This is a genomic window from Rhodanobacter ginsengisoli (assembly GCF_042657065.1).
Taxonomy (GTDB): domain Bacteria; phylum Pseudomonadota; class Gammaproteobacteria; order Xanthomonadales; family Rhodanobacteraceae; genus Rhodanobacter; species Rhodanobacter ginsengisoli.
On the sequence record NZ_JBHSNF010000001.1, the window covers coordinates 109,487 to 129,260 of the forward strand.

12 protein-coding genes are annotated in these 19,774 nt (G+C 68.6%); 4 read left to right on the plus strand and 8 right to left on the minus strand.

The window, feature by feature from the left end; genetic code table 11:
• Positions 1 to 3: 3 nt before the first annotated feature.
• From ACFPPA_RS00475 to ACFPPA_RS00485, 3 genes are all read right to left on the minus strand, one after another.
• A complete protein-coding gene (locus ACFPPA_RS00475; RefSeq protein ID WP_377316195.1) occupies positions 4 to 3,114 on the minus strand; it encodes a WD40/YVTN/BNR-like repeat-containing protein in 3,111 nt (1,036 codons plus the stop codon).
• Between the two features lie 167 nt (positions 3,115 to 3,281).
• Entirely contained in the window at positions 3,282 to 3,968 is a 687-nt protein-coding gene (locus ACFPPA_RS00480; RefSeq protein WP_377316197.1) for a Vgb family protein, read from the minus strand.
• Between the two features lie 31 nt (positions 3,969 to 3,999).
• Positions 4,000 to 5,220 (minus strand): helix-turn-helix domain-containing protein, encoded by a 1,221-nt coding sequence (locus tag ACFPPA_RS00485; RefSeq protein ID WP_377316199.1) that lies wholly within the window; start codon positions 5,218 to 5,220, stop codon positions 4,000 to 4,002.
• A gap of 136 nt (positions 5,221 to 5,356) precedes the next feature.
• Between ACFPPA_RS00485 and ACFPPA_RS00490 the strand changes: the two genes are divergently transcribed.
• The 3 genes from ACFPPA_RS00490 (at position 5,357) to ACFPPA_RS00500 (ending at position 7,744) form a co-directional block, all read left to right on the plus strand.
• A complete protein-coding gene (locus ACFPPA_RS00490) occupies positions 5,357 to 6,016 on the plus strand; it encodes a glutathione S-transferase family protein (RefSeq protein WP_377316201.1) in 660 nt (219 codons plus the stop codon).
• A gap of 97 nt (positions 6,017 to 6,113) precedes the next feature.
• A complete protein-coding gene (locus ACFPPA_RS00495) occupies positions 6,114 to 6,899 on the plus strand; it encodes a DUF899 domain-containing protein (RefSeq protein WP_377316203.1) in 786 nt (261 codons plus the stop codon).
• Positions 6,900 to 6,907: 8 nt separating this feature from the next.
• The gene (locus ACFPPA_RS00500; RefSeq protein ID WP_377316205.1) at positions 6,908 to 7,744 is read left to right on the plus strand and encodes a DUF2182 domain-containing protein; all 837 of its coding nucleotides are present in this window, start codon (positions 6,908 to 6,910) and stop codon (positions 7,742 to 7,744) included.
• Between the two features lie 132 nt (positions 7,745 to 7,876).
• Here ACFPPA_RS00500 and ACFPPA_RS00505 read toward each other — a convergent pair whose 3' ends face one another.
• From ACFPPA_RS00505 to ACFPPA_RS00525, 5 genes are all read right to left on the minus strand, one after another.
• Positions 7,877 to 8,677, minus strand: coding sequence for a class I SAM-dependent methyltransferase (locus ACFPPA_RS00505; protein WP_377316207.1), 801 nt, complete (start codon positions 8,675 to 8,677; stop codon positions 7,877 to 7,879).
• Positions 8,678 to 8,865: 188 nt separating this feature from the next.
• A complete protein-coding gene (locus tag ACFPPA_RS00510) occupies positions 8,866 to 12,087 on the minus strand; it encodes a VPS10 domain-containing protein (protein ID WP_377316209.1) in 3,222 nt (1,073 codons plus the stop codon).
• A 344-nt stretch (positions 12,088 to 12,431) separates the two neighbouring features.
• Entirely contained in the window at positions 12,432 to 13,112 is a 681-nt protein-coding gene (locus ACFPPA_RS00515; protein WP_377316211.1) for a cupin domain-containing protein, read from the minus strand.
• Positions 13,113 to 13,318: 206 nt separating this feature from the next.
• The gene (locus ACFPPA_RS00520; RefSeq protein WP_377316212.1) at positions 13,319 to 16,549 is read right to left on the minus strand and encodes a WD40/YVTN/BNR-like repeat-containing protein; all 3,231 of its coding nucleotides are present in this window, start codon (positions 16,547 to 16,549) and stop codon (positions 13,319 to 13,321) included.
• On the minus strand, positions 16,549 to 17,313 hold the full coding sequence (locus ACFPPA_RS00525; protein ID WP_377316214.1) for a LolA-like protein: 765 nt from the start codon (positions 17,311 to 17,313) through the stop codon (positions 16,549 to 16,551). Before ACFPPA_RS00525 ends, ACFPPA_RS00520 begins: the two co-directional genes overlap by 1 nt.
• Before the next feature lie 232 nt (positions 17,314 to 17,545).
• On the opposite strand from ACFPPA_RS00525, the gene ACFPPA_RS00530 reads away from it, so the two are divergent.
• On the plus strand, positions 17,546 to 19,714 hold the full coding sequence (locus ACFPPA_RS00530; protein ID WP_377316216.1) for a TonB-dependent receptor family protein: 2,169 nt from the start codon (positions 17,546 to 17,548) through the stop codon (positions 19,712 to 19,714).
• Positions 19,715 to 19,774: the final 60 nt, after the last annotated feature.

The following is a 19,774-nucleotide window of genomic DNA, read 5'->3' on the forward strand; positions in this document are numbered from 1 at the left end:
CAGTTACAGCGCGATCGGCTTGCCGCCGGCGGCCTTGAGCTTGTCGTTGAGCTGCCGCTTCAGCTGCGTCCATGCGTCGAGCGTGGCGCCCAGCGTGCCGTTGAGGCTGGCATAGGAAGCCCGTGCGTCGGCGCCGGGATCGGCGTCGGCGCCATCGACGGCTTGAGCCAGCCTGGCCAGGTTCATCGACAACGCGCGCAGGCTGTCGGTGCGCCTGGGCGGGCTGCCCATGGAGTTGCGCGGATCCGGATGCAGCACCACGCCGGACAGGTCCTGCGCCGTGGTCAGCAACGCCACGATCTGCGCGTGCAGTGCGCCTCGGACCTGGGGCAACCGGGCATCCAGTGCCTTGAGCAACTTGTCGGCCTCGGTGCTCGCGGCGGCGGCGCGGAGCTGGGCCTGCTCGACCTGGCGTGCCAGCGCGAACTCACGCTGCATCGCGGCGATGGACACCTTCACCCGCGGATCGGGTGACAGCTGCAGCGGCTGCCGATAGGTCTTGCCGTCCACCTGCAGCACGATGCGGTAGGACCCCAGTGGCGCCCACACGCCTTCCGCGGGCCCGCGCTCGGACTCGACGCCGGCCGGTGGCGTGTAGTGCAGGTCCCACACGAAACGATGCATGCCGGCGGCGGTCGACAGGCGCAGCGGCTGCGGCACCCATTCGGGTGCGTAGGCGAGCCTGGCCGGATCCAGCATCGGTGGCTTGTCCGCGCTGCTGTAGCTGCGCACGGTGTGTCCCTGCGCGTCGAGCACGGTCAGGGTCAACGGTCCCTTCACGCCGGCCGGCAAGGCGTAGTCGATGATCGCGCCGTCGGGCGGATTCGCCGCGGTCGGCTCGTCCTTGGGCAGCGGCGTGCCGGTGAAGCTGGGCGTGCGCACGCGGATCGCCTCGGCGGGCTTGAACAGGGTGACCGCCCCGGCAGGCACGCCGGCGACCTGACGCAGTGCGCTGGCGTCGTCCATGATCCAGAAGCCGCGGCCGTGGGTGGCCAGCACCAGGTCGTCGCCGTGGATGTCGATGTCGCGCACCGAGGTCATCGGCAGGTTCTGCTGCAGCGATTGCCACCGCGCCCCGTCGTCGAACGACACATACATGCCCCTCTCGGTGCCGGCGTAGAGCAGGCCCTTGCGCTGCGGATCGGCGCGCACCACGTTGACGAAGCTGTCGCGTGGAATGCCGCCGTCGATGCGCTGCCAGCTGCTGCCGCCATCGCCGGTGCGGTAGATGTACGGCGTGTCGTCGTCGAGGCGGTGGCGATCCACCGCCAGGTACGCCACGTTGGCGTCGAACGGCGACAGCTCGATGCCGGCGATCTTCGACCACGGTGTCAGCGCGTTCGGCGTCACCTGGCGCCAGTGCGTGCCGTCGTCGTCCGTGCGCCAGACCAGGCCGTCGTCGGTGCCGACCCACAGCGCATGGCCGTTCAGGGGCGAGGGCGCGATGGTGTAGATCACCCCGCGCCGCTGGTCGACGTGGTTGTCGTCGGCCGCCGTGGTGGGGTCGAGCGTGGCCGGCGTGCCGGCATCCTCGCGGGTGAGGTCGGGGCTGATCGGTGCCCAGTGGTCGCCGCCGTCGGTGGTGCGGAACAAGCGCTGGTTGGCGAAGTACAGCGTCTTCGTGCCGCGCCTGGAGAACGTCAGCGGCAGCGTCCACGCGCCGCGGTAGTGCGCCGCCGGGTAGGCCAGGGTGGGGTCGATGTTGCGGGTCTGGTTGGTGCGCGTGTCGAGCTTGTCGACCTTGTCGCCGTAGACGATGTCGTGGTCGTCCGGGTCCGGCGCGATCATGCCGCTCTCGCCGCCCGCGGTGACCTCGTGGAACTGTTCCATGGTGATGCCGTCGTGGCTCTGGCCGCGGCTGGGCAGCGCCACCGCGCCGGAATCCTGCTGCGCGCCATAGACCCAGTAGGGGAACTGGTTGTCGGTGCTGACATGGTAGATCTGCGCGGTCGGCTGGTTCAGCCAGCTCGACCAGGTCTTGCCGCCGTTGAGGGTGATCACGGTGCCCTGGTCGATGCCGAGGATCTGCCGGTCCGGATTCGTCGGATCGATCCACATCTGGTGGAAATCGTCGCCGGTGGGATCGCCCTTCAGCGCGATGAACTGCTTGCCGCCGTCGTCCGAGCGCAACACGATGGTGTTCATCACGTAGACGCGGTCGGCGTTTTTCGGATCCACCGTGAGCCGGCAGAAATACCAGCCGCGCTTCCAGATGCGCTGGTCGGCGGTGACATGCTCCCAGTGCGCGCCGCCGTCGTCGGACCGGTACAGGCCGCCTTCGCCATCGGCGGCATCGACCAGCGCGTACACGCGGTTCGGCTGGCTCGGCGCCAGCGCGATGCCGATGCGGCCCGGATGCGCGGGAAAGCCGTTGCCCTGCACCGGGCTCCAGTGGCTGCCGCCGTCATGCGAGACGTACAGGCCGCTGCCCGGCCCGTTCGACGGCGGGTACACGCTCCATGGCGGACGGCGGGTCTGCCACAACGCCGCGTAGATCGTGTTCGGATCGCCGGGCTTGAATGCCAGGTCGATCGCGCCGGTGTCGTTGTCCTTGAACAGCACCTTGCTCCAGTGCGCGCCGCCGTCGGTGGAGCGGAACACGCCGCGCTCGGCGTTCGGGCCGTAGGCATGGCCCAGCGCCGCCACGAACACCACGTCCGGGTTGCGCGGATCGACCAGCACGCTGGCGATCTGGCGGCTGTCCTCCAGTCCGATGTGCTTCCAGTGCGCGCCGGCGTCGGTGCTCTTGTACATGCCGTTGCCGTGCGCGATGTCCGAGCGCATGTCGGCTTCGCCGCTGCCCACGTAGATCGTCTTCGGGTCCGACGGCGCCAGCGCCAGCGCGCCGATCGAGCCGACGTTCCCGTCGTCGAAGATCGGCTGCCAGGTGCGCCCCGCATCCGCCGTGGCCCACACGCCGCCGTCGACCGAACCGAAATAGAAATGCCGGCTGTCGCCGGGAATCCCCGCCACCGTCAGCACGCGGCCGCCGCGGAACGGCCCGACCAGTCGCCAGCTCAGTCCCTGGTACAGCGAGGGGTCGACCGTGGCATGCGCGGCGAACGTGGTGGCGAGGCCAAGGGCAAACACGGTGAGGCAGCGACGCAGGCGCATGGACAATCCCCCGGGGACGGGCAAGCTCAAAGCCGTGAGTGTAGGGCGCTTCGGCAGGTGACGCTTATGGGCCGAAAGTCACGGGAGCGGCTGGGCGGGTTGCTTGCGACCGCCGATTCATCCGATCGATGCCGCAGATCGCCGATGGCGTCCGGTGGCCGCTCCGATTACGTGTCGGTGACGTCGACGGGGGGACGGGAGCCTTTGCCGGCCGCGGCTCCGCGTCCCGGTCGGCTGATGGCCCTGACCTTTCCGCCGTATCCCCCGCCGCAGAAAAACCGCCCCCCGCCGTCGGAGTCGAGCCCCGACACGCCGATGCCCGCGGGCAAGTCGAGTTGTTCCAGCACCGCTCCCGTGCGCGGATCGATATGCCGCAACTCGCTCGCATCATTCTCCCAGGTTCCGTGCCAGAGCTCGCCGTCGACCCAGGTCACCCCGGTGACGAAGCGGTTGGACTGGATGGAGCGAAGCACCGTCCCCGTGCGGGGATCGACCTGATGGATTTTCCGCTCCCGATATTCCCCCACCCACAGCGTGCCCTCGGCCCACGCCAGCCCCGAGTCGCCGCCGCCACCGGGCGCCGGGATGGTGTCGAGCACGCGGCCGCTGGCCGGGTCGATTCGCTGGATCCGATCCTCGGCGATCTGGTACAGATGCTGGCCATCGAAGGCGGTGCCCGCATGCGCCGCGACGTCGAGCGAGCGCAGGGTTTCGCCGCTGGCCGGATCGAGCGCGTTCAGGCGGTCGCCGGACGCGAACCAGACGCGCTCGCCGTCATAGGCCACCCCGCCCACGCGGTCGACCCCCGGAAAGGGACCGTATTCCTGCACGATGTCGGCGGCTGATCGCTTCATGGTTCCATCCGGGTCATTCGATGGTGGAATCCTAGTCGCCCGCGAGCGGCGCGGGGAGTAACAAGGTCGTCGTGAATCCGGGCAGGGGCGGGGTCATCCAGCGACGCGCCCGCCCGAGACCGAACGACTGCACCTTGCCCGCCGTCGCGAGCGCGTCCAGCGCGCGTTGCACCGTGCGCTGACTGCTTCCCAGAGCGAGCGCCAGCGCCGAGCTCGACCACGCCTCGCCGTCGGCTAGCAGGGCGAGCACGGCCGCATGCGGCTCTTCGATCGGCCAGGCCAGCACGACGACCGGGCGCGCGCCATGCGGTACCAGGGCGAATCCGCGCTTCGTCGCGTGCACCCCGGCCAGCATGCCCAGCGCCGTGCGCAGCCGCGCCATCTCGACGCGCAACCGCGCGCGATGCGATTCGTCGATGACCCTGGCCCGGAAGGCACGGGCGATCAGCGTGTTCCTCGGCACGTCCGCCGGCCACGCCTCGCCGAGCATCCGTGCCAGCGTGAACAGCACCGGCCGACCGGCGAGCGCGACCACGGCGTCCTGCCGGCGCAAGGCATGGCGGCACGCATCCACCACCAGGACATCCGACGCCAGCAGGGCCTCGACCTCCCCGAGCAGCAGCCGTCGCTCCTCGCCGTGGGTCAGCACGCGCGCCGCGGGCGTGCGAAGCAGCAGCCACGCGTTTTCGACTTCCGCCATCAGGGCCGGGATGCCGGCGCGCCGCGCGGCCAGCCCGGCCCGTTCCAGCGCGGCTTGCGCCGGTTTCGTGCGGATGCGGCGTATCGCGATGCCCGCGACCATCAGCGCGTGGGCGGCCAGCAAGGCCGGCGGCAAGGGCTCCGGGTCGATCCCGGCGAGCGCGTGCTCGGCCTCGTCGAGGCGCCCGATCAGCAACAGGCGGCGGATCGCCACGTACCGTGCATGGGCGGCGTTGACCCGGTCGCCGCGCGCTTCCAGGGTCACCCGCGCCGCGTCGAGGGTCTTCGCCGGCCAGCCGAGGTCGCGCGAGGCGAGTGCCACCTCGGCCTCGGCGACCATGCATCGCGCACGGGCGATCGCCTCTTTCGGACCGAACGCACGCATGGCACGACGCAGCAGCGTCCTGGCCCGGACGAAATCGCCGAGCTGGGCCATCGCCACGCCGCGCAGCGCCAGCGAAGGCGCATCGTCGCGCAAGGCGATGCGCTTCAGTGCGCCGAGCGGGTCGCCCGCCGCCAGCGCACGCGCCGCCGCGGTGATCAGCGAATCCATCGGAGCAGGCTCATCTCAATCGCGCCACAGTTGTCACTCCCACCGTCCGGTTCCCGGAATCTAGCCTATCCCGCAGTCCCTGGTTGAGGCCGCCGGCCCCCACGGACCCGATCGATCCATACGGGAGAAAGCTGCCATGAACAAGATCGTTGTCTGGGGATTCCGCTGGGCCCCGCCGTTCGCGCAGGGGCTGGTGCGGGACCTGCGCGTGCGCTGGGCGCTGGAAGAGGCCGGTCAGGCCTATGACGTCGAGCTGATCGATTTCCAGGAGCGGCATGCCGCCGCGCACCGCCGACGGCAGCCGTTCGGGATGGTGCCGGCGTTCGAGGCGGACGGGCGCGGGCTGTTCGAATCGGCCGCCATCGTGCATCGCATCGCGGCGGACTCCGCGGCGCTGATGCCTGCCGACGCGCACGCCAGGGCCGAGGTGCTCACCTGGATGTTCGCCGCGCTGAACACGGTCGAGCCGCCGATCCAGAACCTGCTGGAGATGGATCTGCTGCATGCGGGCGAACCGTGGGTCGAGCTGCGGCGTCCCGCGGTGGTCGCGGCGGTGACCGAACGCCTGGCCGCACTCTCGGCCGCGCTCGCCGGGCGCGATCACCTGGTCGACCGCTTCACGGCGGCGGACATCCTGATGACGACGGTGCTGCGGTTCCTCAGGCACACCGAGCTGGTGGCCGGATTTCCGCTGCTCGACGCCTACGTCAAGCGCTGCGAGGCGCGGCCGGCCTTCCGGCGGGCACTGGACCAGCAGATGGCCGATTTCGCCCGACACGCTCCGGTCGCCGCCTGATGGCGTGGAGCACGAACCGGCATACCCCAAATGACGCGACCGGTGCAAACACGCACCGCAAGGTCGAGATCGACACGATGAACAACGGGAGGAAGTCATGACAACACACGCCATTGGAACCCGCGAGCAGTGGCTCGAGCAGCGACTGGAGCTGCTGGCGGCGGAGAAAGAGCTGACGCGACGCAGCGACGAAGTGGCCCGGCAGCGCCAGGCGCTGCCGTGGGTCCGCGTCGACAAGACGTACCGGTTCGAGACCGAGGAAGGCAGCGCCACGCTGGCGGAGCTGTTCCGCGGTCGCTCGCAGCTGCTCGTCTACCACTTCATGTTCGGGCCCGATTACATCGCGGGCTGCCCGACCTGCTCGACGATCGCGGACGGCTTCAACGGGTTTGCGCCGCACCTCGCCCACCACGACGTGATGTTGATGGCGGTATCGCTGGCGCCGTTCGCGAAGATCCAGGCGTACCGGCAGCGGATGGGCTGGACGTTTCCGTGGGCGTCGTCGTTCGGCAGCGATTTCAACGCCGATTTCAGCAGCTCGTTCACCGAGCGGCAGCAGCGCGAGGGTGGCATCGAATACAACTACCGGCGCGAACCGCCGGCGTCGCAGCTTCCGTTCAAGATGGGCAAGGAAGCCGGCGACGCCTCACCGCCTGTGCAGAACGCCAACATGTCCGGAACCGACGTGTCCACCTACCTGCGCGAGCGGCCGGGCATGAGCGCGTTCGTGCTGGCGGACGGCGTCGTCTACCACAGCTATTCCACCTACGCGCGCGGGCTGGACGGCCTCTGGGGCATGTACCAGTGGCTCGATCGCGCGCCCCGCGGGCGTAACGAGACGGGCATGTGGTGGCGCCGCCACGACGAGTACGGCGCGGCTTGAGCCGGCTCATGGGCGCCGTCGGCACCACCGCGGAACGGCAGGGTGCGCGCCGGATGGTGCCGGCGTGCGCGTCCGACTGGATCTTCCTCGGCACGTCGGCGTGGCTGTTCGCCGCCAGCGCGACGGCGACCGTCCTCCGCTGCGCCTCGATGTCGGCGATGGGCGGGATGCCGATGCCCGGCGGCTGGCGCCTGTCGATGGCGTGGATGCGCACGGGCGGGCAGACGTGGCCGGGCGCTGCGGCAACGTTCCTCGGCATGTGGGCGGTGATGATGACGGCGATGATGCTGCCGTCGCTGGTGCCGATGCTGCGGCGCTATCGCGAGGCCGTCGGCCGGACGGATGCGAGGCATCCGGGGTGGCTGGCCGTGCTGGTGGGCGCGGGCTATTTCCTCATGTGGACAGCGGTCGGGGCAGCGGTCTTTCCACTCGGCACCGCGCTGGCGACGATCGAGATGCGGCAGCCGGCGCTGGCCCGCGCGGTGCCGTTCGCGGCCGGTGCGGTCGTCCTGCTCATGGGCGCGTTGCAGTTCACTGCGTGGAAGGCGCATCGGCTTGCCTGCTGCCGGGCGGCACCGGGACACGGCGGCAGGTTGCGCGCGGCCGCCGGCGCGGCGTGGCGGCACGGTCTGCGCCTCGGCCTCGATTGCATCTGCTGCTGCGCCGGCCTGACCGCGATCCTGCTGGTCATCGGCGTGATGGATTTGCGCGCGATGGCGGGCGTGACGGCAGCCATCACCCTCGAACGCCTCGCGCCGGCGGGAGAACGTGTCGCGCGAACCATCGGCGCCGTCGCCATCGCGGCCGGACTCTTGCTGATCGTGCGGGCAGCCGGGTCCGGATGATGCATGCGCATCGCGCACGCGAGCTGCCGGGTGGGGCGGTGGAGCGTTGAATGTTCCTTCTGGCAGCCGCAAGCACTCAGCGGCCTCGCCTTGGCGGCGATTCGGCAGTCGCGCTTGCGACCGTGCCCCGGCTCAGGGCTTCACGAAGCGCAGCGTCATCCGGTCCGATTCGCCCACCGCCTTGAGTTTCGCATGCTCGCTGTCGGGGCCGGCCAGGTCCGGTGGCAGGCGGTGCACGTTGATGTCTTCGGGATCCTTCGGATTGGCATTGATCTGGGACACGCCGTCGAGGCGGAAGCCGGTCTTCAGTGCGAGGGCGATCAGGTAATCCTCGGGAATGCGGTGCAGCGTCCTGGCGGATTCCACCGCATCCGAGAACGGTCTGGCGCGGTGCTCGACCACGCCGAACACGCCGCCGGGCCTGAGCACGTCGTAGACCGACTTGAACGCGGCGGCCAGCGTGTCGGGGCTGCGGTTGAGCCAGTCGTGGGTGTTGCGGAAGGTCAGCACCATGTCGGCGGAGGCCGGTGCGCCCAGCGTGAGCTGCAGCGGCGGCGTGAACGGGACGACCTTCTCGACATGGCCGAACACGGCGGGCTCGGCCTTGATCCGGTCGGCGAACTTGGGCGAGCCGGCCTCGATCAGGTGGCCGTGGTCGTACAGGAACGGCGCCAGGATCTCGCTGTACCAGCCGCCGCCGGGATCCAGTTCGATCACCGTCATGTCCGGCCTGATGCCGAAGAACTGCAGGGTTTCGACCGGGTGGCGGTAGCGGTCGCGGGCCTTGTGCGCGGCGGAGCGCCAATCGCCCTGGACGGCATGCCGCAGTTGCGCGACGGTGCCGGAGGGCGGTGTTGTGGCGGCCTCGGCAAAGCAGGGCAGCGCCAGGGCGCCGGCCAGCAGAAGCAGGAATGTGCGGGTGCGATGGGACATGGTTCAAGCCTCCCGTGAACTGATGGCCAAGCCTACTCCTGTGGCGCGGAGGCGGGCGGTCGCCGGGTCCGTGGACATGCCTGCGCGGGAGCAAGCCAGGGACCCTCTCCCCGTACGCGAGAGGGTCCCTGGCCCGCACCTTTCGCCAGTCGCGTTCCGAGTTCGCGGCCCGGACCCCGCGAGACCCGCTATGGGGCGAAAGCGACGCCCCCTGCCGGCTCACCCGTCATCAGCGTCGGCGCGCCAGCCGCATACGCAGCGTGGTTGTAGCTGACCACGTCGCCGGCGAGCAGGGCGTTGAACTGACTGACCCTGACGCGGACCTGGCCGTCCAGTTGCTGGGCCATCTCCAGCAGGGCCGGCGTGGGCATCTGTCCCTGCAGGTCGGAGAAGCCATAGCCGGCCAGCGCCTGCACGCTGCCGTGCAGGTCGGACAGTTGCTTGAGCTCGTCCTCGAGCACATCGTGCTGCACGCCGGGGGCGTAGATGCTGTCGCGGAACTTGCCCAGTTCGGTATCGAGCTTCTTCGCCAGTTTCAGCGCATCGGCGTAGCGCGCATCGTCGCCGGCCTTGTCCTCGAACTGTTTCAGCGTAGTGCGCATCGAGCCGACCCGGTTGAGCATGTCGTTGAGCGTACTCAGTTCGTTGCGCGCGGCCAGCGCGTGCTGCAGGATCGCCTGCCTGGCCTCGGGCGCCGGCTTCTGGTTGGGGTCGGCTTTCAGTATCACGCTCTCGCTGGCGCTGTGGCCATCGGCACTGACGGTGACCTGGTAGGTACCGGGCAACGCGATCGGGCCGTGGCAGTTGTTGCCGTCCTTGTCCTTGTTCTCGTCGTCGCTCTGCGGCTTGTCGAAGTCGAGTCGGGTGGCGCCGTCGTAATGCATGTTCCAGGCATACCGGTTCACGCCCGCCTTGGCGTTGGTGTAGCGCGTGGCGACCAGCTTGCCGGCGCTGTCGCGCACGGTCAGCGTGACCGCGCCATGCTTGTCGTGCTTGCCCGCCTTGATCGCCTTGGGCACGCTGTAGTCGATCAGCACGCCGTCCGGTGCGTTATGCACGGTGTACAGCGGTTCGGCGCCCTCGCCGCGCGACCAGCGCACGAAGTCGATGCCCGCGCGCGGGGTGAACAGGTACAGCGGTTGTTTGGCGATGGCATCGCTGTATTCGGCCAGCGGCGCGAAGTGGTCGAACACGAAGATCCCGCGGCCATGCGTAGCCAGCACCAGATCGCCCTGCACGAATTTCACGTCGACCACCGGCACGGTCGGGAAACCGGCGCCGAGCGGGCTCCAGTGGCCACCGTTGTCGCGCGAGATCCAGCCGCCGGTGTCGGTGCCGGCGACCAGTACGTCGGCGTGATCCGGATCCTCGCGCACCACCGATACCGGTGCATCCGGCAGCCCCTTGTCGATCCGCGTCCAGCTCTTGCCGAAGTTGTCGGTGCGGTAGACGTAGGCATGACGGTCGTCGAGCTCATGCGCGTCGAACCCGACATAGGCATGACCTGGCTGGCTGGCCGACACGCCGACCTGATACACGCGCGCCCACTTCGGCGCGCCGGCGGGCGTGACGTTGGCCCAGTGCGCGCCGCCATCGCGGGTCAGCTGAACCAGCCCGTCGTCGGTACCGGCCCAGAGCACCCTGGGATCCGATGGCGCGATCGTCAGCGACAACACGGTGTCGTAGGTCTCGGCGCCGGAAAGGTCGAGGTTCACCGGGCCGCCGGAGAGCGCCTGCTTCGCCTTGTCGTTGCGGGTCAGGTCAGCGCTGATCGGCGCCCAGGTCAGGCCCGCGTCGGTGGATTTCAGGACGACGTTGGCGCCGGCGTAGACCGTGCTTGCGTCGTGCGGGTCGACTGCGATCGGCGTGGTCCAGTTGAAACGGTATTTCGCTTCGGTCAGCGGCAGGTCGTTGACGAAGCCCGGACCGTGCAGGTACGGCATGATGAAGTCGCTGCGCTTGCTGTCGCGATGGAACACGCTGAGCGCGCCGTCCTGGGCGTCGTTGTAGATCAGGTTCGGGTCGCTCGGTGCCGGCACCACGTACTCGCCGTCGCCACCGACCACATTGAACCAGTCGTTCGCACCCAGCACCTTGTCGGCCAGCGAGCTGGCCGGGCCGCACCAGCCGGCGTTGTCCTGCAGGCCGGCGCACAGCGTGTACGGCGTGCGGCTGTCGGCGGCCACCATGTAATCCTGCTCGATCGGCAAGGCATCGAGGAAGCGCCAGCTCTTGCCGCCGTTCTGGCTGAGGTAGGCGCCGCCGTCGTTGCCCTGCAGGATCCGTTGCGGGTTGGCCGGATCGATCCACAGCGCGTGATGATCCGGATGCACGTCCTTGTCGGCCACGTGTGCGGTCTTGCCGCCGTCGTCGGACTGGATCAGGTGGAACGACATGAAGTACAGCTTGTCGGCATCGGTCGGCGCGACCACGAAGCGCGAGAAGTAGAACGGGCGCACGTCCAGCTGGTGGTTGTCGCTGACCTCGGTCCACTTGTCGCCGAGGTCGTGCGAGACGAACAGCAGCCCCTGGCCCGGCTTGGTCTCGATCAGGGTATACACGCGCTGCGGATCGCTCGGCGCGGTGGCTACCGCGATGCGGCCCAGCGGTCCCTTGGGCAGGTCGTCGGTCAGCTTCTCCCAGTTCGCGCCGCCATCGGTGGAGCGCCACAGCCCGCTGCCCTTGCCGCCATCGATCAGGTTCCACGGATGGCGCACCACTTCCCAGGTGGCCGCGAACAGCACCTGCGGATTGCCAGGTGCCATCGCCATGTCGATCGCGCCGGTCTGGTTATCGACGAACAGCGTCTTGTGCCAGTGTTTGCCGCCGTCGGTGGTCTCGAACACGCCGCGTTCGGCATTCGGGCCCCAGGCATGGCCCAGCGCCGCGACCAGCACGTGGTCGGGGTCGTGCGGGTCGACGATGATCTTGCCTATCTGGCCGGCATCGGCCAGGCCCATGCGCTTGAAGCTCTTGCCGGCATCGGTGGACAGGTACACGCCGGCACCGTCGACGATGTCGTTGCGGATGTTGCTCTCGCCGGTGCCGACCCAAACCAGGTTGGGGTTGGAGGGCGCCAGTGCGATGGCGCCGATCGAGGCGCTGGCCTCGTGCTCGAAGATCGGCTTCCAGTGCTCGCCGCCATCGGTGGTCTTCCACACGCCACCGGCGGCGGCGCCGACGTAATAGGTCAACGGATCGCCGGGAATGCCGACTGCCGCGGCCACGCGGCCACCGGCGACGGCCGGGCCGAGGTCGCGGAAATGCAGCTCCGCGAAGGGGCCCTTGTTTTCGATCGTCTTGTTGTCGGCCGTGCGGGGCGCCGCCGGTGCAGTGGCGGCAAGCGCAGGCAGGCTGACGAGGGCGGACAGGATGGCGAGTGACAGTACGCGATGACGGGTGCGGGACATGGCTGTTTCCGTTGGGTCGGCGGGGAGGCGTGCCGCGGGTCGACTGAACGCGCAGGCATTCCCTTCACTCTCAGGTCTGCCTTTGTCACGCCGCAAGTGACGAAGGTCCTGTCTGCGAACGCATTAAATTGCGAAATCGGGTGCCCGCGAATGCATGTTCGCGGCCTCAGGCACGCAAGGTGGCGAGCAGGATCGCGCCGGTGGCGGCAGGTCCGCGCGTCGAGCGCAGGCCGCGACCGACGACCATCGCATCTTCGAGGGCGCACGGGAACGCTGGTGCGATGGCGGCGCTGGAAGGCTTCGGTCGAATCAGCGAGGCTCGCTGTCCCTCGGCGATCACGGCGTCATGCGCTTGCCTGCGTCGGCTCCGTCGGCGGCAGATGGCCGGTCTTGACGAAGATGACGCAGCCCTGCTCGCTGAATGGCTGGTGGGCGCTCAAGTGCGGGCTGCGTATCCAGGTGCCGGCGGGGTAGGTGCCGAAGTCGTCTTCGAAGACACCCTCGATCACATAGATTTCCTCGCCGCCGTAATGGCGATGGGGCTGGAATCGTGTTCCTGCCGCCCAACGCACCAGGGCGGTGTGCCGGGTGCCGAACTCGGACAGCGGCAGCACCGACAGACCCGGCACCAGTCCGGGCGACCAGGATGCCCGCGCTGTATCCACCACCACGCGTTCGCTGTCGGCTGGATCCAGATGGCGCAGTTTCACCAGCAGGGTGCAGCCGGTTTCGGAATACGGGGCGTGCAACGATCCCGGCGGATTCTTCAGGTAGGTGCCTGGCCCGTAGCTGCCGTGCTCGTCACCAAGCAAGCCATCCAGGACCAGGATCTCCTCGCCCAGCTGATGCAGGTGCGTGGCAAAGCGGCTGCCCGGGGCGTAGCGCACGATCGAGGTGGCGCGCGCCACTTCGGCGCCATCGCGCTCGAGCATCTTTCGCTGGATGCCCGCGGCCGGGGAATCCACCCAGGGCAGGTCGAGTGACTGCACCACGACACGCTGGTCCAGCGCTGCATTGATCTTCATGTCTTTCGGTTGGCTACGTACGGGTTGGCAGGCAGCATGAAAAGGGCACGCCATCACGTCAAGCGGGTCGGTTCCCGATGCTGCAAGACCGTGCGCGGCGCGGTGCGCGAGCCGGTCGCGGATCCTCATGGCATTGATGTGAGGACCGTTGTTCTCCCCGGAGCGAAGTGACTCCGGGGAGAACCGGCGGGGCGGCTGCCAAAACCTCAGTCGCGCTCCATTCCGCGCATCAGCGCTTCCAGCCCTTCCTTGCCGCCACCGGATTCGCCGTCCTGTTCGGGCATCGTTGCCGGCACGCTGATCTCCTTCAGCCGATGCGCCTTCAGCGCGGCATTGGCCTCGACCAGCGCGCCGCGCTGGAAATCGGCGAACGCCTTCTGCACGTCGCCCAGTTCGCGGGTCAGCGTGTCGATGTAGCTCATCTGGTAGTCGGTGGGACGACCCTCGTACGACATGATCGCGCCGTACAGCTGGTCGGTGTGCTCGCGCAGGCGCTCCTCGCCGGTGATCGCGCCGCCCTCGGTAGTGGCCACGATCTTCTTGCGGATCGCGTTGGCCTCGTCGCTGAGGCTGGCCAGCTGCTTGCGGGTGGCATCCTTTGCCGGCAGCGAGGCAGCTTCGGCATCCGCCGCTGCACGCACCGCGTTGATCCGCGCGACCAGGTCGCTCATGTCGCCGAACAGCCGCTTGACCCGCGTGGCCGCATCGAACTGGGCCTGCCGGTCGGCGACCGAGAAGGTGTCGCGCCGGTCCAGCTCCACCGTGAGCCGGGTCTGGAACACGTCCTTGCCCTTGGTCATGCGCACCGTGTAGATGCCGGGCACCACGCGCGGACCGATCACCGAATTGCCGGCGATCTGCGCGGCGGGCGGCACCCGCGGCGCGCTGGTCTGCATCGACCATTGCACCCGGTTGATGCCGCGCCGCACGCTGGCCGGCAGCGTGTCGATCAGCTTGCCCTGGCTGTCCAGCACCTCGATGGTCAGCTTGCCGAACAGATGGCGGCTGCGCTGGTAGTAGGTGATCACGGCGCCGTTGGTCGGGTTCGGGCCGACGAACGCGGCGTCGCCACCGGGCCAGCCGCCGTAGGCCTGGATGCGCTGCTGGACGGGTTGCGAGGGCAGGAAGGTCGCCTCGCTGTCCAACACCTTCGCATCCATCGCGCGCAGCGGCGTGATGTCGTCCACGATCCAGATGCCGCGGCCGTGGGTGGCCAGCACCAGCGCGGCGTCGCGCTGCTGGAACGCGATGTCGCGCACCGCCACGGCGGGGAAGTCGCCGCCCTTGAACTGCGCCCAGTGCGTGCCGCCGTCGATCGAGATCCACAGCCCGAATTCGGTGCCGGCGTAGAGCAGGTTCGGCTTGAGCGGATCCTGCCGGACCACGTGCACGTAGCCGCGCAGGCCCTTGTCCTGCTTCGGCGTCACCAGCGCGGTCCACGACTTGCCGAAGTCGGTGGTCTTGTAGATGTACGGCGCCATGTCGCCGAAGCTGTGCCGGTCGAACGCGACGTAGGCGGTGCCGGCATCGACGTTGTCGGCCTGCACCCAGGACACCCACTCGCCCGCGGGCAGGCCGCGGATGTTGTGCACCACGTTGCTCCAGTGCCTGCCGTCGTCGCGGGTCAGCTGCAGGTTGCCGTCGTCGGTGCCGACCCAGATCAGCCCGGCCTGCCGCGGCGACTCGCTGATCGAATAGATCGTGGTGTAGGTCTCGGCGTAGGAGTTGTCCACGGTGACCCCGCCGGACTTCTCCTGCTGCTGTTTCTTCGGGTCGTTGGTGGTGAGGTCGGGCGAGATGCGATCCCAGCTCTGGCCGTGATCGCGCGAGCGGAACAGGAACTGCGCGCCCATGTAGATCGTGCCCTTCTCGTGCGGGCTCAGTGCGATCGGGGTGTTCCAGTTCCAGCGCAGCTTCTCGTGGTAGTTCGGCCTGGGCTGGATGTCGCGCGCCTCGTGCGTGTGCCGGTTCACGCGGGTGACGGTGCCGCCCTGGGTCTCCATGTAGATGTAGTCCGGGTCGGCCGGGTCGTCGAACATCCAGAAGCCGTCGCCGCCGCAGAAGTTCTCCCACTGCGCGTTGGCGATGCCGCCGGGATAGGCCGAGTCGCCGACCCAGCAGGCGTTGTCCTGCAGGCCGCCGTAGACCCGGTAGGGGTCGGCGTTGTCCACGCTCACATGATAGAACTGCGACACCGGCAGGTTGTTGGCCTTCCACCATTTGTTGCCGCCGTCCTGCGAGTACCACAGGCCGCCGTCGTCGCCCACGATGATCCGTTTCGTGTTGCGCGGATCGATCCACACCACGTGCGAGTCGCCGTGGCTGCCGCCGCCGACGTTGGCGAAGCTCTTGCCGCCGTCGAGGCTCTGGATCAGGTTGAGGTCGGGCTTGAACACGCGCTCCGGGTCGGTCGGGTCGACAATGAGATTGGCGAAGTAGAACGGCCGCCACACCATCAGCTGGCTCTTGTCGCGCGCCTGCCAGGTCTTGCCGCCGTCATCGGAGCGGTACAGCGCGGAGTTCGTCGATTCGACCAGGCTGTAGACGATCGAGGGGTTCGAAGGCGCCACCGCCACCGCGATGCGGCCGAACGGCTTGGTCGGGAAGCCCTTGTTGGCGCTGCTGGTGATCTCGGTCCACGACTTGCCGCCGTCGCCGGAGCGGAACAGCCCGCTGGCCGAGGGTGTGGTGGGCGATTCGCCGCCGGAGCGGAAGGTCCAGCCCTTGCGCCGGAAATCCCACATGCCGGCGAACAGCACGTTCGGGTCCTTCGGATCCATCGCCACCGAGGCGCAACCGGTCGACAGGTTGCGCCCCTTCAGTACCAGCTTCCACGACTTGCCGCCATCGCTGGTCTTGTACAGGCCGCGATCGGCCGAATCGCTCCACAGCTTGCCCGGCACGCAGGCGTACACGGTGTTGCCGTCGTGCGGGTCGATCGCGATCTTCGCGATGCGCTCGGAATGCTTCAGGCCCATGTTCGACCAGCTCTCGCCGCCGTCGGTGGACTTGTAGATGCCGTCGCCGATCGACACCGTGTTGCGTGTCCACGACTCGCCGGTACCGACCCACACGGTGTCGTGCCGGGTCGGGTCGATGGCGATGTCGCCGATCGACTGCACCGGTTGCTTGTCGAACACCGGCTTGAACGTGGTGCCGCCGTCACTGGACTTCCATACGCCGCCGCTGGCCGCGCCGACGTAGATCAGCAGCTTGCCGTCCTTCTCCGGCATCGCCGCCAGCGCGGCGATGCGCCCGCTCATCGTGGCCGAGCCGATATTGCGGGCGCCGAGACCGGAGATCGCGCCGGCATCGAAACGGGCGGGAGCGGCTTTGGGCTGCGCCGGTGCGGCGCTGCAGACGCCGGCGGCAAGTATCAGGCCGAGGGCGAGGGCGAGGATCGGGCTCGCGACGGGTTTGCGATTGAACTGTTTCATCATTTCGCTCCTTCCGTTCCGTGGCCGGTTCCGGTGCTGGCCGGGAATGTGAACAGGCTGTCGTCCATCGGCACATTGGCCGCGGCCTTCGTCACCGTGAGCTGCTGTTTGCCGAAATCGCCGCCGCCCTTGGTCTCGCTGGCTATCGAGAACGGGAAGTACACGCCGTTGATCTTCTCGTAGTCGCCGTAGTCGGTGACCGACTCGACATGCGTGCCGCGCACGGTCAGCTGGCTGACCGTGCGGATCTCGAGGAAGTAATCCGGATCCAGATAGACGTATTCGATGTCGCCGTTCTTCAGGGTGACCTTGAGTTTGTGCGCCTCGGTGCCGTCGATGTCCTCTGTGCCGAGGTAGTCGAGCGTGCTGCCCCTGGCCTTCCAGTCGACCAGCGGGCCCCCGATCGCGGCGTCGTCGGCCAGTGGCCGGGCGTCGTCGTCGGACATCTTCTCGGGATCGCGCCGACCCTGGAACGGCGAGATCTGCCACGCGTCCTTGCCGTCCCAGGCCTGCACCTGGGTCAGGCTCTGGATGGTGGCCTCGTTGCGGATCGAGTCCGGCGCCTTCTGGTAGGTCGCGAACGTCAGTTCGAACTGGCCACCGATGCGCATCTTGCCCTCGAGCTTGAGCGTGGTGATCGCGTGGATCTTGTCGAGGCCGCCACGGGCCTCGAGATTCTTCGCCACCAGCTCGTCGGGACTCAGCGCATGGGCCGAGGTGGCGACGAACAGTGCGGCAACGGACAGCAGCATGGACATACGCATGGAACCAGACCTCCCTCTGGTGTCACCCGCCGGCAGCGGGCTGCGGCTGGCCGCATCGCGGCCGACCAGGACGTCACATGTGCCCCTGCGCAACGGTGGAGCGATGCGACAGCTGCGAAGACTACGCGTCTGGCGGGCGCCAGGCGACGGTGCGGCGGGTAAACCTCTGGCCTATGGCGGATCGCCGCGCGCTGGGTGATAACGTGCGGCTGGACTTTTATCGGGGTTACGCATGTCGATTTCGCGCCACGCTCTGCTGCCGCTGGCTGTCGCCCTGGCGCTCGTCTCCGCCGCGGCACCGGCGCAGCAGGCGGCGTCATCCGCCACGAAATCGTCGACCGAGCTGGCGCCGGTCGACGTGCATGCCGAGAGCTGGCGCGAGACGCTCAAGGCCAAGCTCGAACACATGCTGCCCGAGGTCGACGGCACGAGGATCACCGTGACCAAGAAAACCACGGTGACCCATCTGGCCGACCAGCCCACGGTGATCGGCAACAACCTGGACCAGCTGCTGGCGCGCTCGCCCGGGGTGCAGGTGTCGCAGCAGCCCACGCCGACCCAGTTCAACCTCGGCTATCGCGGCCTGGGCAATCCGCAGGAATCGGAATACGTGCTGGTGATGCAGGACGGCATTCCGCTGCAAAGCGACTGGATCGGCTTTCCCACCCTGTACGCGATGCCGCTGACCCAGGGCCTGTCCGGGGTCGAGCTGATCCGCGGCGGTTCCAGCCTGCTGTACGGGCCCGAGCCGGCGCCGGTGATCAACCTGGTGTCGCGCCGTCCCGCCCTCGGCGCCCCGTTGGCCGTCAGCAGCGAGCAGGTGGTCGGCAACCACGGGCTGTATTCCAGTTACAACGCGGTCGAGGGCAGCCGCGGGCGCTGGACCTATCGCGCCGATGCCGCCTATGTAGGCAGCGACGGCAGCCGTCCGAACGCCGGCTCGCAGATGCGCCAGGCCGATCTGTACGTCGGCTATCGCCCGGACGACAGGCAGCTGTGGTGGCTCGACCTGCATGTGATCGACGCGGCCTCCGGCGATGCCGGCCGGCTGGGTTATCCGCAGTGGCAGGTCAACCCGCGGGCCACGCCGACGCCATACAACCGCGACTGGGTCAGCCGCGACCAGCTGGTGCTCGGCCACCGCCACGAGTTCGCCGACGGCTGGCTGTTCGAGGGCAAGCTGTGGTTCGCGTATCAGGATCTGGCCAGCCGCTCGGCCAGCGGGGCGCTGGCGCCGCAGCCGCCACCGAGCAGCACCACCGTGCAGGACGAGCAGTTCCGCACCGGCGGCGCCGACCTGCGCCTGCGCAGGAAGTGGGGCCAGGGCAACGCCTTCACCGTCGGCACCACGCTGTTCCACGGTGACGATCCGTTCCGGCAGTGGACCAGCAGCAATCTCTACGCGGACCACTACGACCGCAGCGGCACGCCGCGACTGCGGCAGTCGCGCCGTTCCGACTATGCGGCGGTGTTCGCCGAGAACGTGTTCCGCCTGCCGCATCGCTTCCACATCGTGCCGTCGGTGCGGCTGGAGCATGAGCGGGTGGCGGTCGACGAAAGCGTCAGGCCGCCGTTCCTCAGCCGTCCGCTGATTCATGAGGCAGACGCGCGCACGGTGCCGCTGTTCGGGCTGGGCATCGGCAACGACTTCGGCCACGGCAACGAGACCTACTTCAACGTGTCGCAGGGCTGGCGTCCATTGCGCTACTTCGACATGGCCTCGCCGTTCGCCAACATCGTGCCCGGCCACGCGCCCGATCCGTCGAAGTCGCTGTCGTACGAGCTGGGTGTGCATGGCGTGCCGGTGACCGGCCTGTACTACGACGTCAGCGTGTTCTGGATCGACTTCAGGAACCGCATCGAGGCGCAGCACATCAACGCCACCGACGTGATCGAGGTGAACAGCGGCGACACCCGCAGCCGCGGTTTCGAGGGGCAGCTCAACTACGATTTGCTGGCGCGCAGCGCACGGGCCGAGCATGGCGAGCATCTGGAAGCGTTCATCAGCGCCAGCCTGCTGAATGCGCGATTCACTGCCAGCGCGATCCCCGGCCAGGTCGGCAAGACCCCGGCCTACGCACCGCGCCATCTGCTCAAGGCCGGTGTGACCTGGCGCGTGGAACAGCGCCTCAAGCTCAGCCTCACCGCGGTCTCCTCGGCCGCGCAATACTGGCAGGATTCCGACCAGTCGCGCGGCAGCGGCGACAGCTACCTGCCTGCGCGCATTCCGGCCTACACCGTGCTGGATCTGGCCGGCGACTGGCAGCTCAACCGCCACCTCACCCTGCTCGCCGGCGTCAGCAATCTCGCCGATCGTCGGTACTACGACCGCGTCTGGCAGACCGGGCTGGAGCCGGCGCTGGGGCGTTCCTGGTATGCGGGAGTGCGCCTGGCGCTGTGATCGTCGATGCTTGCGCGGCGCACGCATCGACCCGGAACAGCAGCCGGTCGCGCGCTGGTC

What these genes read in the sequence shown, in the direction of transcription:
- ACFPPA_RS00475 (WP_377316195.1), bottom strand. Translation starts at nt 3,114, where the DNA reads ATGCGCCTGCGTCGCTGCCTCACCGTGTTTGCCCTTGGCCTCGCCACC.
- ACFPPA_RS00510 (WP_377316209.1), bottom strand. Translation starts at nt 12,087, where the DNA reads ATGTCCCGCACCCGTCATCGCGTACTGTCACTCGCCATCCTGTCCGCC.
- ACFPPA_RS00530 (WP_377316216.1), top strand. Translation starts at nt 17,546, where the DNA reads ATGTCGATTTCGCGCCACGCTCTGCTGCCGCTGGCTGTCGCCCTGGCG.
- ACFPPA_RS00500 (WP_377316205.1), top strand. Translation starts at nt 6,908, where the DNA reads ATGGGCGCCGTCGGCACCACCGCGGAACGGCAGGGTGCGCGCCGGATG.
- ACFPPA_RS00515 (WP_377316211.1), bottom strand. Translation starts at nt 13,112, where the DNA reads ATGAAGATCAATGCAGCGCTGGACCAGCGTGTCGTGGTGCAGTCACTC.
- ACFPPA_RS00505 (WP_377316207.1), bottom strand. Translation starts at nt 8,677, where the DNA reads ATGTCCCATCGCACCCGCACATTCCTGCTTCTGCTGGCCGGCGCCCTG.
- ACFPPA_RS00495 (WP_377316203.1), top strand. Translation starts at nt 6,114, where the DNA reads ATGACAACACACGCCATTGGAACCCGCGAGCAGTGGCTCGAGCAGCGA.
- ACFPPA_RS00485 (WP_377316199.1), bottom strand. Translation starts at nt 5,220, where the DNA reads ATGGATTCGCTGATCACCGCGGCGGCGCGTGCGCTGGCGGCGGGCGAC.
- ACFPPA_RS00480 (WP_377316197.1), bottom strand. Translation starts at nt 3,968, where the DNA reads ATGAAGCGATCAGCCGCCGACATCGTGCAGGAATACGGTCCCTTTCCG.
- ACFPPA_RS00490 (WP_377316201.1), top strand. Translation starts at nt 5,357, where the DNA reads ATGAACAAGATCGTTGTCTGGGGATTCCGCTGGGCCCCGCCGTTCGCG.
- ACFPPA_RS00520 (WP_377316212.1), bottom strand. Translation starts at nt 16,549, where the DNA reads ATGAAACAGTTCAATCGCAAACCCGTCGCGAGCCCGATCCTCGCCCTC.
- ACFPPA_RS00525 (WP_377316214.1), bottom strand. Translation starts at nt 17,313, where the DNA reads ATGCGTATGTCCATGCTGCTGTCCGTTGCCGCACTGTTCGTCGCCACC.